Source organism: Arcicella sp. (genome assembly GCF_964672035.1).
Genome location: NZ_CBABQS010000012.1, coordinates 41,664 through 56,619, shown reverse-complemented (window position 1 = coordinate 56,619; position 14,956 = coordinate 41,664). Strand labels below are relative to the sequence as shown.

Below are 14,956 nucleotides of genomic sequence, written 5' to 3'. Positions count from 1 at the left end.
CCCTACCATAAATGGAGTACATCATAAAAGATGAAAAACTTGAATTAAAGTACCAATCAGGCAAAGGTGCTTGGACATACCATTTGCGTATCCCAAATTCAAAAAATATAGAAGGGAAATGGGGCGATATTAAAGTTTCTGGTTTCATTGATAACTTTAAAATTGAATCAAGAAACCTTGCCCCAATTAAGGGCGAAGACAAAATGCTTTCGATAAATGGTGAAATACGAAAAACAATCAATAAAAAAGGTGGCGACTTTGTTATAGTTACACTTTATTTATTATCAAACAAAGAAAGAATAACTGAAAGTCAGATTTTAGAAACCTTTAATGAATCGAATGTTTTAAAAGCCTTTGAAAAGCTGAATGAAGTAGAAAAGAGTGAAATTTTAGACAGTATAATTTCCAAAAAAAACGAAGAAAAACAGATTAAGCTAATAATAAAACATATTGATAAACTATGTAAGCAGAATGATTAAACAAACATTTTTAAAATTTTTAACTGAACTCAAAAATAATAATTCATGAGAGTGGTTTGAACAAAACAAAGTAATGTATCAAGCCTACAAGGAAGATATGATTCAGTTTAAAGAAAAATTATTGTTAGAATTAGCAGAAATCGACCTTTCAACATCGAATGCCAATTTAGTTCCTAAAAAATGTTTGACAAGAGTAAATAGGGACTTGCGATTTTCAAAAGATAAGTCACCATATAAAAACTATGTGTTAATCGTCTTTAACAAAAATGCCCCTCACGGAAATACAGCAGGATATTTTGTTCATCTTGAACCAGACAATTGTATGGTTGGTGGTGGCATTTGGCAGACAACCCCCAAATATTTAAAAAAAATAAGACAAGAAATAGATTACTCTTTCGAAGAAATTAATAAAATAGTTTCAAGTAAGCATTTTAAAGAAATATTTCCAAGCGGCTTACAGGGACAAAATAATTCTAAAAAGTTTATTGATTTTTATGACCAAAGTGAGTCAGTTGTTGAATTACTCAAAATGAAAGGTTTTTGTACCAAAGAAATAATCAGTGACAAAGTTATGACAAGCAAAAACGCTGTAAAAACCATAATAAACTCGTTGTTGTCAGTGTCTTTAATGACAATCGGAATCCATTTGTCAGTGAAGACACTGACATCAACTGAATTGAAAGGCAAATACATTGAAGTTTGATTATCCATCGAAACGAACTAACAAAAAAAGGCCGTTGAAAATAAATCAACGACCTTTTGCGAGTAGTTATAAATCAAATTTCTCGAACCTTAATTTTACGCCATTTTACTTTTATGCCTCCGCCACTGTGAATCTGCAAGGCAATTATTCCATCAACCGAACCAATTTTATCATCGGTCAGCGTAATCATTTCTTGTCCATTGAGATACGTCGTTACGTTATTTTCCAGCACTTTTATACGCATTTCATTCCATTCGCCCATTTTTAAGGCTTTGTCTTTGTCGTCCGTCGGTTTAATAATCCAACCTCGGCCGTAAGATTCATATATTCCGCCCGTCCAATGTCCTGGAGGAGCAACTTCCGACTGCCAACCCGTAATTTTTGTTCCTTCAATCGAAGAATGAAAAAATACGCCGCTATTTCCATCCGCTTCCTGTTTGAACTCCAAACTCAATTCAAAATTTTTAAATTTTTGGTCAGTCCCTAAATAGCCGTATTCTTTATCAGGCCCACTCTCGCAGATAAGTTCGCCTTTGTCCACGTACCATTTTTCGGTACCGTAGATTTTCCAACCAGTTAAATCTTTTTTATTGAATAAATTAGTCCATTTGCCATTTTTTGAAGATTGAGCAAAAGTGTTGGAGAATAGTAAAATTGAAAGGCAAAATAAAATAAGATTGGCTTTTTTCATGGATTTAAGGTTTGTTTATGAATGAATTATATTTTTAACAAATATAACGCAATAATTAGGATTTGAATGGGCCTTTAAAACGGATTCCCTGACAAAGAAGGGCAGGAAATCTTGATTCAAATGAATCCTTAATTACGATCAATAAAATCTTTGAAGGCTTTTCGGTAGGTATCGCTGATGGGTAAAAACACTTTTCCAATCTGTACTTTTTCCCGTTGAATTGCTTCGATCCATTCCAAAGCCACAATAAAAGAATTATGAATTCGGATAAATTGTTTTTCGGGCAAGGTAGATTCTAAGGACTTAATGGTTTGCAAAGAGACTACTTTTTGGTGAGGCGTATAAATAGCCACGTAATCTTTTAAACCTTCGATGTACATAATTTCGTTCAGTTTTATCTTGACTAATTTTGTACCATCTTTTACAAAAATATACGGTTGAACAGCTTCCGCAACCGGATTTACGGCAACGATTTCATGCATATTTTTTTCAGTTGAAACGCCCTGTTTTGCATTTAAACGCAACGAAGCCTTTTCGACCGATTTCAAAAACCGTTCAAATGTGATGGGTTTTAAAAGATAATCTAATACATCTAACTCATATCCTTCAATGGCGTACTCAGAATAAGCCGTTGTTAAGATAATCAGCGGTTTTTTCTGCAGAATTTTCAATAAAGTAATCCCCGTAATTTCAGGCATTTGTATGTCAGAAAACAAAATATCAACCGTATTTTCACGGAGAAATTCTAAGGCTTTTAATGGGTCAGAAAATGATTGAACCAATTGCAAGTAGGGTACTTTTTGGATGTAATTTTCCAACAAACTACGAGCCAAAGGTTCATCTTCAACGATGATGCAGGTATGAGTCATTTTCATGAATTTTATTTACGAAATATTCAATGTCAAACGAATTTTATAATCATTTTCTTCGTCAGATACCTCCAATTGATATTTATTGGCATAACTTAATGCTAATCTTCTTTTTACATTTTGTAAGCCAATGCCTGATTTTTCGTGATTTTTAGAAGCCAATTTACTGTTTTCTACCGTGAATACCAACTCATTATTTTGCACCAATAATTTTAGAGTAATATAAGCATCCGTTGAATTATTGCTTACGCCATGTTTGAAGGCATTTTCTAAAAAGGTAATCAAAATTAAAGGGACAATCTTCGCTTGATTCACGTTTCCTTCCACTTCAAAATTAATGGGAATTTCACTATTAAGTCTCAATTTTTCTAAACTGATATAATTTTCGATGTATTCAATTTCCTTACTCAATTGCACCTTGTCATGATTAGAATCGTAAATCATATAACGCATCATTTGCGATAATTTTGCAATTACTTCCGTCGTATTCGGCGAATTGGTAAAGGCCAAATAGTAGAGATTATTGAGCGTATTGAACAAAAAATGCGGATTTATCTGGGCTTTCAAAAATGTCAATTCGGCCGTTAATTTCTCATTTTCCAGTTCTTTCCTTTTGGCTTCCAAGGCTAACCAATCTTCGGCAAATTTTAACATTCCAACAAATATAGCAATAAAAAGGGTAATGGTTACGTGTTGTAAAACGAACTTAGAAGAATACAAAAACATCCTTGATTCGCTCAAATCGACATAAATATATCGTTTCAAGTAAATATGGAGCGTGACAATTACGATAAAGGGAATCGTAAATTCAAACAAGTATTTTAATATATTTTTATGGATAAGAAATCGGGGAAGTAGGTAAAAATAATTCAGATAGCTCATTGCTGCCATCATTAAAATATGCGTTGAGGCATCAAAAAACGCCCTCGAATAATTAACTTCTTCACCGTGACGAGTGAACGAGATTTGATAATAAAAGAAGGAAAAATATAAACACCAGAAAGAAAGGTGAATTAATAGTATTCTATTTTTTTGAATGAAAGATTGCATATTCTCAATTTTAAGTTTTAAGATGGGTGTTTTCAATTCAAATTTCAATAAAAAATATGGTAAATAAGTATTTATAAAAACGATAAGTCCTTAAAAAACAAAATATTAGATAAACGGGCAATAAACTTCGATACTTTGACCACAAAATCCGACAATTGCCATTTATGGTTAGTAGCAGCGACCTGTCGAGTAGTTTATCCTACTTATCTATTATGGTTTTTCCCTTAATTTTTATATAGTTGTTTTGTCACAGAAATTGTTTCTCTAAACAAGAAAGCACAATTCAAACAAACAGAAATCATGAAAAAAATTATCAAATTTACCTTATTTTTACTCCTTATGAGTAATATAGTATTCGCACAATTTGGACCGCCAATGGGTGGAGGTGGAGGCGATGGTAACGGTAGAAATAAAAATAATGCCCCACAACAGAATACACCAAACTTGGAAGGAAATGCTCCAAAAGGAAATTCAAAAATTGTAGGCTACATCATTGATTCAGCGGCAACAGTTGCGGTCGAATACGCTAATATTGCTTTGATAAATACCGATACCAAGAAACCCGTTGACGGCACGATAGCAGATGAAAAAGGGAAATTTTCGCTGACAAAAATTGCCGCCGGTAACTATAAATTGTTGATTTCGTTTATTGGTTTTGAATCGAAAACGATTGAAAATATTACCATCGAAAAAGGAAAAGATGTGGACTTAGGTGTCTTGAAAATGGCAACCTTGAACAAAATGTTGGACGGCGTTACTGTTACGGCGGAGAAGGCAATGATTGAAGAAAAAGTGGACAGATTGGTCTATAACGCTGAAAAAGATATGCTCGCCAAAGGTGGAGATGCCTCGGATGTATTGAAGAAAGTCCCCATGTTGTCGGTGGATTTAGATGGAAACGTTTCTCTAAGAGGAACCACAAATATTAAGGTGCTTATCAATAACAAACCTTCTACAATTGTGGCAAGTAGTATTGCCGATGCCTTGAAAATGATTCCTGCCGATTTGATTAAAACGGTGGAAGTGATCACTTCTCCATCAGCAAAATATGATGCAGAAGGCTCGGCTGGTATTATCAACATCATTACAAAAAAATCTACGATTGAAGGATTAACTTTGAATTTGGATTCGGGCGTTGGCCTTAGAGCTTCAAATTTGGGTTTGAACGGAAGTTATAGAAGTGGTAAATTTGGCATGACTTTAGGGGGATTTGGAAGAGCTTTTTATAACAAAGCAAATACAACTTTAGACCAAACAACCGTTAAAAATGGCGTATCATTATTGACCCAACAAAGTGCAGATGCTTATGATAATGGTTTATTTGGCAGATACAATTTAGGTTTTGATTACGAAATTTCTAAAAAACAATCTATTACTGCTTCGTTAGCCTTCGGAACTCGAAATTTTGATAGAACCCAAGACTTTGTAACAAAATCATTCGTCAATTCAGCTTTAAACAGTAGTGGATTAAGAAATGTTGATAGTAAAGACAATTCAAATTCAGTTGATGTAAATATTGATTATATTCGTACTTTTAAACCGCAACAAGAATGGTCGATTTCAACGCAATTCAGTAAAAACGTTTTGACCAATAATTTTGATGCCGATATCTTAAATACTTCCAATGAATTATTGAGTCGTCAGAAAAATATTAACGGAAATGCCAACCAAGAAGTCACCATTCAGACCGATTATCAAACACCAATCAAACAAAATCAAATGTTTGAAGTTGGTTTAAAAACCATCAACCGACAAGTAGATAGTGATTATCAATATCTTTTTGCGGGTAGCACGGGACAATTTAGTACTGATGCCAGAAATCCGGCGGGTTTATTGAATTATCGACAAAATATTTCGGCAGGATACGTATCTTATACTTATTCAACCAAAAATAAATATACATTCAAAGTTGGTACTCGTTACGAACACACTACGATTACGGCAAATGACCAAAAAAGTGATATTTCGATTCCAGATTACGGAAATTTAGTACCAAGTGTTAATGTTTCTAAGACTTTTGGAAATTCAACGATAAAGTTTGCGTACAATAACAGAATACAACGTCCTGGTTTACAACAACTTAATCCTAATTTTAACTTGGCGAACGCTCAGAATATTTCTTACGGAAACCCAAGTTTAAAGCCAGAAATTACCAATAATGTTGAACTAAGTTTGAGTACAAATATTAACAGAACTTACTTAAATTTATCATTGTTTGGTCGTGTAACCAATAACTCAATTATCCGTTTGAGTTCGCCTTCTGATACTTTAGCAGGTGCAATTGTGACGACATACCAAAACATTGGAAAGCAGCAAACTTTTGGGACAAATATTTTTGGAAATACATTTATTACGCCAAAATGGTCATTAAACGGTGGAGTTGATATTTTTTATACCTATCTGGATGGACAAACTCAAAATGCAGCAGGTACATTTTCAACGGTTAATAATGCGGGAATTGTTGTAAATGGAAGATTGATGACTCAATATTCATTCAATAAAGGTTGGGGACTTCAAGCATTTGGTGGATTCAGAGGAAATCAAGTTCAATTACAAGGAATCCAAACCAATACCGCCATGTATTCAATTGGTGTGAAAAAAGATTTTACCAATAAAAAAGGAAGTATTGGTTTAGCGGCCGAAAATTTCTTTGGCGGAATGAAAATGACTTCGACGTTGGAATCTCCAGTATTTAGTCAAGTAAGTGTGAATAACATTTACAATCAAAATCTAAAATTAACGTTTAGTTATAAAATAGGTAACATGAAATTTGTCGAGAAGAAATCAAAATCGGTTAAAAATGATGATGTGAAAGGTGGTGAATCGAATAATTAATAAAACGCTGTATAATCAATTTAATCATAATCAAATCAATAAAACAATGAAAAAAATCGCAATTTTAATCAGCATTTTAAGTATCTCTTTATCAACATTTGCTCAAAAATGGAATGCTGATAAAGCGCATTCAAAGGTAGGATTCACGGTTACGCACTTGATGTTATCGGAAGTTGATGGTAATTTCAAAAAATTTGATGCCAGCATTATGTCAGAAAAGGAAGATTTTTCAGATGCAGTTTTTGAATTTAGTGCTGATATAAACAGCGTCGAAACTGGAAATGATATGCGTAATGGTCACTTACAAAAAGAGGACATGTTTAATGTCGAGAAGTTTCCAACTATTAGTTTCAAAAGCACTTCTATCACGAAAGTAGATGCGAAGAAATTTAAATTAAATGGAAATTTGACCATGAAAGGAGTTACAAAGCCAGTGGTTCTTGATTTAGTTTTGAATGGTATTGGCAAAAATGCAAGAACTCAAAAACCAATTGCAGGATTTAAATTAACTGGAACTGTAAAAAGAACTGATTTTGGCGTGGGTGGAATGCCTTCGGCAGTTGTTAGCGAAGACATCGAAATTAGAGCGGTGGGAGAGTTTGGGAAAGAATAATTACTAAATATATTTTGCTAAAACGGTTAAAAAATTCAAAGAATTTTTTAACCGTTTTTTTGTCTACTTATTTTTAAAATGAAAAGGCTAATTTGTAGGACTTTTAGAAGATTTATTGAACTAAAATATTATTGGAAAATTAACGCTGACAAAAAAATTAAAATATTTTTTGCCCAAAAACTAACCAAATAATATTTTGTGAGCAAACATTATATTTCACAAAAGTCATATCATCAAAGCTAATAATTTTTGATACAGATATTATTTAATATTGTGATGGATGTGTACTATTTAAATTAAAAAATATAAAAATAACGTTTACTCAAAGAATCAAACCCTTGAAAAACAACAACTTAACTCCATTTAGTTCAATCATACATGATTGATACATTTTTGATTTGGCTTTACACTATATGATTATAATTGCTTATTCAGCCCGATAATTATATTAAAACCACAAAAGTAGAGGACAATATACTTGCAAAAGTCTCAATTATATACACCCCTAACTTTTAGTTTTGGTGCAATTTCTTAATTATTTTGTGATTAAAATCCAGCTTTAAAATCTTTAAAAATAATAGCATTTTGAACGCTATCCGTTTCAATTTCTAATAATTGAGGCTTAGCACTTTTTGAAACAAATTCTAACAAACTTTCCGCAAATTCTTCCTGATTTTTAGAGAAGAAATAGGTTAAACCTGCATCATTGGCTGTATTTTTAGCATTCATTGGTTGAACGGTTTCAAAATAATCAGCTAACTCTGCTTGTTTATTAGGTCCATCAATAATTCTAAAAATTCCACCACCGTGATTATTTAATAAGATAATCCTCAAATTATCAGGCAGATAACGATTCCAAAGACCATTTCTGTCATAAAAGAAAGCGACATCTCCGACCAGAAGAAATACTAATTTATCGGTAGTCAATGCTTGCCCAACGGCCGTACTCACGCATCCATCAATTCCACTAGTACCACGATTGGCAAAAACTTCAATATTTTGATTAAAATCTATACCAATATAATTAGCATAACGCACCGACATGGAATTTGCCAAATGCAATTGAGAACCCGCTGGAATTGAATCCATTAGTATTTTGATAACAGCAAATTCATTAAATTTCTCTTGGTGAATATTTTGATTAAAAAACTTCTCCAGATAAATAGTAGCTTTCCTTTCCTGATTTATCCATTCATTTTTATAATTTTCGTCTCGTTCCTCCCCTCCTGCTCGGAATTTTTCAAAATCTAAATCTTCATAAAGTTTGGTAAAAAAATCAATGGGTTTCATCGGAATAATTTTCGTCAACGATTGAAAGGTATCAATTAAATGTTCGTCTATTTGCAACTGCCAATGTTCGAGTGCTTTGTTTTTTCTTAAAAATGTTTTTAGCCCTTTAGAAATGAACGACTTACCAAAAGTTATTAATAATTCTGGACGAAATTGTTCATTTTCAGGTTTCAAGAAAATATCATGTTTTGAAATTGCCTGAAAACCCAAATTAGAAATGGTGTCACCAACGCAAACTACTCGAAATTCATCTTGGAGTTTTTGCAAAATATGCGTCAATTTATCATCCTTTTCATTTTGACCTCCAGCGATTAGAATATTATCATAATCTTGAAATTTATTCAATAATTTGTGCCATTGCGTCTTTTCTAAAGTTCTCTCGGTTTCAAGAACTTCAATAATCCTTGGATTTGAAGAAAAACTAACATTCTCATTTTCATCTGGATAAAACGGTTCTCTTAAAGGAATATTAATATGTACTGGGCCTTTTGGATATGAGTTTGCCAAATTGATAGCCTCATTTACCATTCTCTCAATATACCAAATCGCATCAGGATGTTCATAACCCGCCCCTATTTCAAAACTCTGTTTGACGTGTTTGCCAAAAATATCCGTTTGGTAAATCGTTTGCCCATCGTGTTGATGAATCCACTCTTTAGGGCGGTCTGCGGTCAGGATTATCAAAGGTACTTCTTGAAAAAAAGCTTCGGCCACCGCCGGGGCATAATTATAAGCCGCCGAACCCGAAGTGCAACAAATCGCAACGGGAGCTTTCAAATTTTGAGCCATTCCCAAAGCTATAAAAGCGGCCGATCGCTCATCTGAGACAGATTTTGCAATAATTTCTGGATGTCGAACTAAAGCAATTGTCAATGGGGCATTTCTTGAACCAGGGGAGATGATGGCATTATTTACGCCTTTTTTGGCAAGAATATTAACAAGATTAAGGATGGGTTGAAGGAGCATAATGATTAAATATTTTCAGCAAAATGTTTTTGGTTTAAGGTCAGATTAACTTTGTTCCAATCAATCGTAGTGGTTCGTGGCGATTGACGAATGGGACAATTGGGAACTTTACAATAATGACAGCATTCAGGCATACACGGGTCGGCATGAATAAAAATCTCAACGTGTGAAGGAAATTCAAGGCCTAAAATATCTTCAAATTCGTGTACCGTCTCGTGTACTTTTTCAAGCGTCCAATACTTGGGCAAAGTCAAATGACAGTCAATATGGATGTCCGAGCCATATTCTTGTATTCTCATATTATGAATATCAATCCATTCAGTTTTTTGATTCGTTTTGAGAATATCTACCACTTTTTCCAAAACCTCCTCGTTGGTTTCATCCATCAAACCACCAATGGATTTTCGGATAATTTTCACACCATTCCAAGCCATAAATACGGCAAACAGTATAGACGCAAAACCATCAATCCAATAGATATCAGTAATATATACAATTACCACCGCCGAAACCAAAATCAAACCGCTTATGGCATCTAATTTCAAATGTTGTCCATCGGCAATTAAGGTTGGGGACATTTTAATAATTCCCTGTTTTTCAAGCATATAACCCAAACCATAATTAATAATTGTCCCTAAACTAATGATGGTTAAACCGACTTTCAAATCTAAAATTGGGTGAGGGCTTAAGAGTTCTTGCGTAGCGTGAAATACAATAAAAACACTTGCTAATACAATCAAAACACCTTCTAATCCTGCCGAAAAAAACTCAATTTTCCCGTGTCCATACGGATGATTCATATCCCGTGGTTGGGAGGCTAAATAAATAGCGTAAAAGGCAAAAGCACTCGCAACAACATTGATAATTGACTCTAAGGCATCCGTCAAAATGGCACTCGAATAAGTGAGGTAATAAGCAATAAATTTTGCGATCATCAATACTAAACTGACCACAAACGAAGTTAAAATTAAACTATATTTTTTTGGGAACATGACAAAAGTTGTAATATGCTAAATGATTGATATAAGGTGGAAAGTACAATTTTATTAAGTCATGAAATTGACGTATAAAGTTCGCATGAGTAGGAAAATAATTTTGCAATGGAGACTAAAACCTTATTTCTTCAAAGTTACGAAATTCATATTTTATAATTCATACCTTGTGTTATACCTTTACAAAATGAATAAATTTGAGAATCCTTGGCAAAAAATATCGTCTCGTGAAGTTTATGATAATCCTTGGATAAACATTAGACACGAAGAAGTTATCAAACCAAATGGCGAATCGGGCATTTACGGAGTAGCCCATTTTAAACTATTGGCCGCCGCAATTGTTCCATTAGATGATTTTGGAAATATTTGGCTTGTGGGTCAATATCGCTATACTTTAAATAAATATTCATGGGAAATTCCGATGGGCGGCGGTAATTTGAACGGCAACAGCTTAGAAGCGGCCAAACGTGAATTAAAAGAGGAAACTGGTTTATCGGCTTCAAAATGGACAAGTTTAGGAATATTACATACTTCTAATTCTGTAACTGATGAAGTTGGCTATATGTTTTTAGCTGAGGATTTAACTTTGGGTGATTCAGAACCAGATGATACTGAAATTCTACAAGTAAAAAAAGTAAGTTTAATCGAAGCGATAAGAATGGTAATGGATTCAGAAATTACAGATTCTTTATCAATTGCCGCAATTTTGAAAGTTGCCAGATTAAAAAATATTTAAACCTACCATAATGTTTCAAGCTATTCTATTTGGATTTTTATACGGATTTTTTCTTTGCTTTACGTTTGGGCCTGTTTTTTTCAGACTAATCCAGACCAGTATTGACACTGGCTACAAAAGAGGAATTCTAATTGCCCTTGGGGTAACAGTTGCCGATTCTATTCTAATGTTTTGTGCTATATTTGGCACCAGTTATTTGCCGCAATTAAAGTATTTTGATGATGTAATTTCGGTGATTGGAGCAAGTATTTTATTTATTTTAGGCTTTATCAGCATTTTCAAACAAAAAGCTCAAATCATCTATCCTTCTTCAAAATTGAGTTCATTTCTCTATTATTTTACCTCTGGAATTTTCCTAAATCTTCTAAACCCTTCCAATTATTTAGCCGTTTTTGCTACGTCTGCTTATTTAGTAGCCAAAGGAATGACTTTAAATGAACGTATTATTTTCTTTTTGTTCAGTTTAATCGCCACCATGACCGCCGAATCATTAATTGCTTTTTATGCCAATAAAATGAAAAGAATTTTAACGGGAAAAGTCCTGAAAAGAATCAATCAAGTTGCGGGCGTGATTTTTATCATTTCAGGACTTTTGATACTTTATAAACAGTTTGTTAGTTAAGATTTTTGCAACAAATAATCTTCCCATTCTTTAATCAGTTTTGCATTTTTCAAAACCCTTGGGAATTTATTTTGCCCCCCAGTTTTCCCTTTTGATTCCATAAACTGATAAAAGGTTTTGGTCGGTAAAATGCTAATTTTCAATTCTTTAAGTAAATGTTTACGCTCTACTGGATAATCATCGTTAATCTCACAGAGTGTTTCATCAATGTCTCTCATCAGCATATGAGTTGCTATTTTATCGTCCGTACCAATGTACCAATGATGCCCAAATACATCCCCAAATTTTTGACCAACCACCGTAAATTCTCGAATATCGATATTGAATTTTTTACAAGCCAACTCAATCGCTTTATTCATATTATCCACCGAAAGATGTTCGCCACAAAGGCTCAAAAAATGCTTGGTTCTACCCGTAATGATAATTTGAGCTTTCTTTTTATTGGTAAATTTAATGGTATCGCCAATCAAATAACGCCAGGCACCCGAAACCGTTGAAATCAATAGTGCGTATTCAACCCCTTCTTCGATTTCATCAATCATTAAAGTCTGGGGTTTTTCAACCATCACGCCATCATCATCAAAATTCTCATCGGTAAATGGAATAAATTCAAAGAAAATACCATTGTTCAAAACCAATTCCATATCCGTATTTGGAGCAGTTTGAAAAGCCATAAACCCTTCCGATGCTAAATAAGTTTCTATGTAAGTAATCGGGCGACCTAAGAGTTTTTCAAACCCTTGTTTATAAGGTTCAAAACTAACTCCTCCGTGACAAAATATTTCAAGATTCGGCCAAATTTCGTGGATATTTTTAACGTTATATTCCTTGATAATTTTTTCCATTAAAATTTGAATCCATGCTGGCACGCCTACAATAAATCCAATATCCCAATCTTTGGCTTCTTTGGTAATTTTATCCAATTTTTCCCCCCAATCTTTAGTTTCGGCAATTTTTTTACCAGGTTTATAGAATCTTTCAAACCAAAATGGAATTTTTCCTGCGGTTATCCCACTCAAATCTCCCTCAAAATAATCACCCATGTCTTGCAATTTTGTGCTACCACCTAACATCAAATAACCCTTTTCAAATAAAGTTGGAGGGAGATTTTTATATTCAGAAAGGGCTAAAATCTGACGAATTGAAGTCCTATGAATGGCTTTAACCATATCTTTCGTCACAGGAATATGTTTTGAAGCTGCCTCAGAAGTACCCGAACTTAACGCAAAATATTTAATTGACCCCACCCAAGAAACATTTTTTTCACCTTCTAAAGTCTTGTGCCACCATTCATTATACATTTTATTGTAATCGTAAACAGGAACTTGTTTTTTGTATTTGGTATAAAATTCTTTGTCATTGGAAAACAAAGCAGCATTCATGATATCCTCAAAGCCAAATTTTTCTCCAAATTGCGTAAATCGTCCTTTATTCAGCAATTTGACGAGCGTCTTACGTTGAAGTCTCTCCAAATTTGTCTTGGGACGTTTCATAAATCCTGAAAGTCTGATTCCCCTTTTTAAAATATTTCCTACAATTGCAATTGCCATGTTTTTTGTTTTGAAATGTGAGCTATGAGCAATCAGATGTGAGCTATGAGTTTTTAGAAATCAGCATTAAATTTGAAATTAATGTTGGTCAATGCGCATAGCTCAAAACTCAATGCTATACTAAAACCAAGATTCTAAGGTTTTAACTGCTTGATAATCAGTTAAGTCAAATTTTGCGGGAACGATTGAAACATAATTTCCTTTCAACGCATCTTCATCCGTTCCACCCCCTTCATCTTCATTTTTAAGGAAACCGTCCATCCAATAATAAGGTCGGCCATAAGGATCTTTTCGTTCTTCGAAAGTTTCTTTAAAAACTGCATCCGTTTGACGGCAGATTTTTATGCCTTTGATTGGTTCTTCCGAAATTTTTGGAAAATTAACATTTAAAGCCAAGCCGTGAGGTAAGCCGTTTTCAAGTACTTTCAACGATATTATTTTGATATATTCTTTGGTATGAGAAAAGTCAGCATCGTTTGAAAAATCACTTAACGAGAAGCCAATGGCAGGAATGCCTTCGATAGCGGCCTCAATCGCTGCCGACATTGTGCCACTGTAAAGAATTGAAATAGAGGAGTTTGAGCCATGATTCACGCCTGAAACGACCAAATCAATTTTTCTACCTTTTAATAAAAAATGTTTCCCAAATTTCACACAGTCAGCAGGGGTTCCGCTGCACTTATAGGCTTCAACATTTGGAAGATAGTTTTTTACTTGGGTTACCCGTAATGGGCGGTCGAGCGTGATGGCGTGTCCCATTCCTGATTGGTGTGTATCGGGGGCAACCACGACCACTTCACCGATTTCCGACATCACTTCTGCCAATACTCTAATGCCTTTTGCGGCAATAGAATCATCGTTTGCAATTAAAATTAAAGGTTTTTGCATTCTTAAAATTATAAATTAATGGTTTCGCTTGAAACCGAAATCAAATATAGGTAGATTTACTTTTGAGACCAATTCACACAAGCATTTATGTTAAAATTCATCGGTAAACTTATCCTTAAAGTTGCGGGTTACAAAATTATTGACACCACGCCCAACGGCGTTAATTCGTATCAAAAAGCAGTCATGATTGCTGCACCACACACCTCCAATTGGGATTATGTTTATACAATGGCCGTTTTTTATACGCTCGAAATTCCGATTAAATATCTTGGAAAAGACTCATTATTCAAATTTCCGTTGGGAATTTTAGTTAGAAAATTGGGCGGAATTCCAGTTAGACGGGAACAAAAAAATAATTTGGTGAATGAAATGGCCAAATTAATTAATGATTCATCCGAGCAAATTCAACTCATCATTCCTGCCGAAGGAACTCGCTCATATTCTAAGGAATGGAAGTCTGGTTTTTATCACATTGCCAATACCGCTGGTGTACCCATTATTTTAGGTTTTCTTGATTTTGGCAAGAAAGAAGTTGGTTTCTTGGATGTATTCATGCCTACTGGCGATTACGAAAAAGATTTAATCAAGATACAGAAAAAATACGTTGGCATCACGCCAAAATACCCAAAACTGTATTCATTAAAAGATGTTAAATTTGATTAAACCATTTTA

Annotated in this window: 13 protein-coding genes and 1 pseudogene; 7 read left to right on the top strand and 7 right to left on the bottom strand. The window is 33.9% G+C overall.

The genetic code is table 11. The features are described 5' to 3' along the window. The first annotated feature begins 11 nt into the window (after positions 1–11). Positions 12–479, top strand: coding sequence for a DUF1905 domain-containing protein (locus tag AC1W31_RS05405; protein ID WP_481733389.1), 468 nt, complete (start codon positions 12–14; stop codon positions 477–479). A gap of 61 nt (positions 480–540) precedes the next feature. Continuing rightward, positions 541–1,182: pseudogene (locus AC1W31_RS05400) on the top strand (DUF2461 domain-containing protein); the annotation flags it as partial. 73 nt (positions 1,183–1,255) lie between these two features. On the opposite strand, the gene AC1W31_RS05395 reads toward AC1W31_RS05400, so the two are convergent. The 3 genes from AC1W31_RS05395 to AC1W31_RS05385 form a co-directional block, all read right to left on the bottom strand. After that, positions 1,256–1,873 (bottom strand): 3-keto-disaccharide hydrolase, encoded by a 618-nt coding sequence (locus AC1W31_RS05395; RefSeq protein WP_481733388.1) that lies wholly within the window; start codon positions 1,871–1,873, stop codon positions 1,256–1,258. Positions 1,874–2,001: 128 nt separating this feature from the next. Next, complete coding sequence (locus AC1W31_RS05390) at positions 2,002–2,742, bottom strand: LytR/AlgR family response regulator transcription factor (protein WP_481733387.1); 741 nt, start codon at positions 2,740–2,742, stop codon at positions 2,002–2,004. A 15-nt stretch (positions 2,743–2,757) separates the two neighbouring features. Continuing rightward, complete coding sequence (locus AC1W31_RS05385; RefSeq protein WP_481733386.1) at positions 2,758–3,792, bottom strand: sensor histidine kinase; 1,035 nt, start codon at positions 3,790–3,792, stop codon at positions 2,758–2,760. A 300-nt stretch (positions 3,793–4,092) separates the two neighbouring features. Between AC1W31_RS05385 and AC1W31_RS05380 the strand changes: the two genes are divergently transcribed. Further along, entirely contained in the window at positions 4,093–6,627 is a 2,535-nt protein-coding gene (locus tag AC1W31_RS05380) for a TonB-dependent receptor (protein ID WP_481733385.1), read from the top strand. Positions 6,628–6,673: 46 nt separating this feature from the next. Beyond that, entirely contained in the window at positions 6,674–7,240 is a 567-nt protein-coding gene (locus tag AC1W31_RS05375; RefSeq protein ID WP_481733384.1) for a YceI family protein, read from the top strand. A gap of 546 nt (positions 7,241–7,786) precedes the next feature. Here the strand turns inward: AC1W31_RS05375 and menD are convergent. Then, the gene (gene menD / locus AC1W31_RS05370) at positions 7,787–9,496 is read right to left on the bottom strand and encodes a 2-succinyl-5-enolpyruvyl-6-hydroxy-3-cyclohexene-1-carboxylic-acid synthase (RefSeq protein ID WP_481733383.1); all 1,710 of its coding nucleotides are present in this window, start codon (positions 9,494–9,496) and stop codon (positions 7,787–7,789) included. Between the two features lie 5 nt (positions 9,497–9,501). After that, complete coding sequence (locus AC1W31_RS05365; protein ID WP_481733382.1) at positions 9,502–10,488, bottom strand: cation diffusion facilitator family transporter; 987 nt, start codon at positions 10,486–10,488, stop codon at positions 9,502–9,504. A 187-nt stretch (positions 10,489–10,675) separates the two neighbouring features. Here AC1W31_RS05365 and AC1W31_RS05360 point away from each other — a divergent pair, with 187 nt between their 5' ends. Continuing rightward, positions 10,676–11,224, top strand: coding sequence for an NUDIX domain-containing protein (locus tag AC1W31_RS05360; protein WP_481733381.1), 549 nt, complete (start codon positions 10,676–10,678; stop codon positions 11,222–11,224). A gap of 10 nt (positions 11,225–11,234) precedes the next feature. Then, complete coding sequence (locus AC1W31_RS05355; RefSeq protein ID WP_481733380.1) at positions 11,235–11,846, top strand: LysE family translocator; 612 nt, start codon at positions 11,235–11,237, stop codon at positions 11,844–11,846. On the opposite strand, the gene AC1W31_RS05350 is transcribed toward AC1W31_RS05355, so the two are convergent. Together AC1W31_RS05350 and surE are read right to left on the bottom strand one after the other, a co-directional pair. Continuing rightward, the gene (locus AC1W31_RS05350; protein ID WP_481733412.1) at positions 11,843–13,390 is read right to left on the bottom strand and encodes a GH3 family acyl-acid amido synthetase; all 1,548 of its coding nucleotides are present in this window, start codon (positions 13,388–13,390) and stop codon (positions 11,843–11,845) included. The two genes, AC1W31_RS05355 and AC1W31_RS05350, sit on opposite strands and share 4 nt — an antisense overlap. 126 nt (positions 13,391–13,516) lie before the next feature. Beyond that, positions 13,517–14,284 (bottom strand): 5'/3'-nucleotidase SurE, encoded by a 768-nt coding sequence (gene surE, locus AC1W31_RS05345; protein ID WP_481733379.1) that lies wholly within the window; start codon positions 14,282–14,284, stop codon positions 13,517–13,519. A gap of 87 nt (positions 14,285–14,371) precedes the next feature. Here surE and AC1W31_RS05340 point away from each other — a divergent pair, with 87 nt between their 5' ends. Further along, positions 14,372–14,947, top strand: coding sequence for a 1-acyl-sn-glycerol-3-phosphate acyltransferase (locus AC1W31_RS05340; RefSeq protein ID WP_481733378.1), 576 nt, complete (start codon positions 14,372–14,374; stop codon positions 14,945–14,947). Positions 14,948–14,956: the final 9 nt, after the last annotated feature.

What these genes read in the sequence shown, in the direction of transcription:
- AC1W31_RS05375 (WP_481733384.1), top strand. Translation starts at nt 6,674, where the DNA reads ATGAAAAAAATCGCAATTTTAATCAGCATTTTAAGTATCTCTTTATCA.
- AC1W31_RS05355 (WP_481733380.1), top strand. Translation starts at nt 11,235, where the DNA reads ATGTTTCAAGCTATTCTATTTGGATTTTTATACGGATTTTTTCTTTGC.
- AC1W31_RS05405 (WP_481733389.1), top strand. Translation starts at nt 12, where the DNA reads ATGGAGTACATCATAAAAGATGAAAAACTTGAATTAAAGTACCAATCA.
- AC1W31_RS05360 (WP_481733381.1), top strand. Translation starts at nt 10,676, where the DNA reads ATGAATAAATTTGAGAATCCTTGGCAAAAAATATCGTCTCGTGAAGTT.
- menD (WP_481733383.1), bottom strand. Translation starts at nt 9,496, where the DNA reads ATGCTCCTTCAACCCATCCTTAATCTTGTTAATATTCTTGCCAAAAAA.
- AC1W31_RS05390 (WP_481733387.1), bottom strand. Translation starts at nt 2,742, where the DNA reads ATGACTCATACCTGCATCATCGTTGAAGATGAACCTTTGGCTCGTAGT.
- surE (WP_481733379.1), bottom strand. Translation starts at nt 14,284, where the DNA reads ATGCAAAAACCTTTAATTTTAATTGCAAACGATGATTCTATTGCCGCA.
- AC1W31_RS05380 (WP_481733385.1), top strand. Translation starts at nt 4,093, where the DNA reads ATGAAAAAAATTATCAAATTTACCTTATTTTTACTCCTTATGAGTAAT.
- AC1W31_RS05385 (WP_481733386.1), bottom strand. Translation starts at nt 3,792, where the DNA reads ATGCAATCTTTCATTCAAAAAAATAGAATACTATTAATTCACCTTTCT.
- AC1W31_RS05340 (WP_481733378.1), top strand. Translation starts at nt 14,372, where the DNA reads ATGTTAAAATTCATCGGTAAACTTATCCTTAAAGTTGCGGGTTACAAA.
- AC1W31_RS05365 (WP_481733382.1), bottom strand. Translation starts at nt 10,488, where the DNA reads ATGTTCCCAAAAAAATATAGTTTAATTTTAACTTCGTTTGTGGTCAGT.
- AC1W31_RS05395 (WP_481733388.1), bottom strand. Translation starts at nt 1,873, where the DNA reads ATGAAAAAAGCCAATCTTATTTTATTTTGCCTTTCAATTTTACTATTC.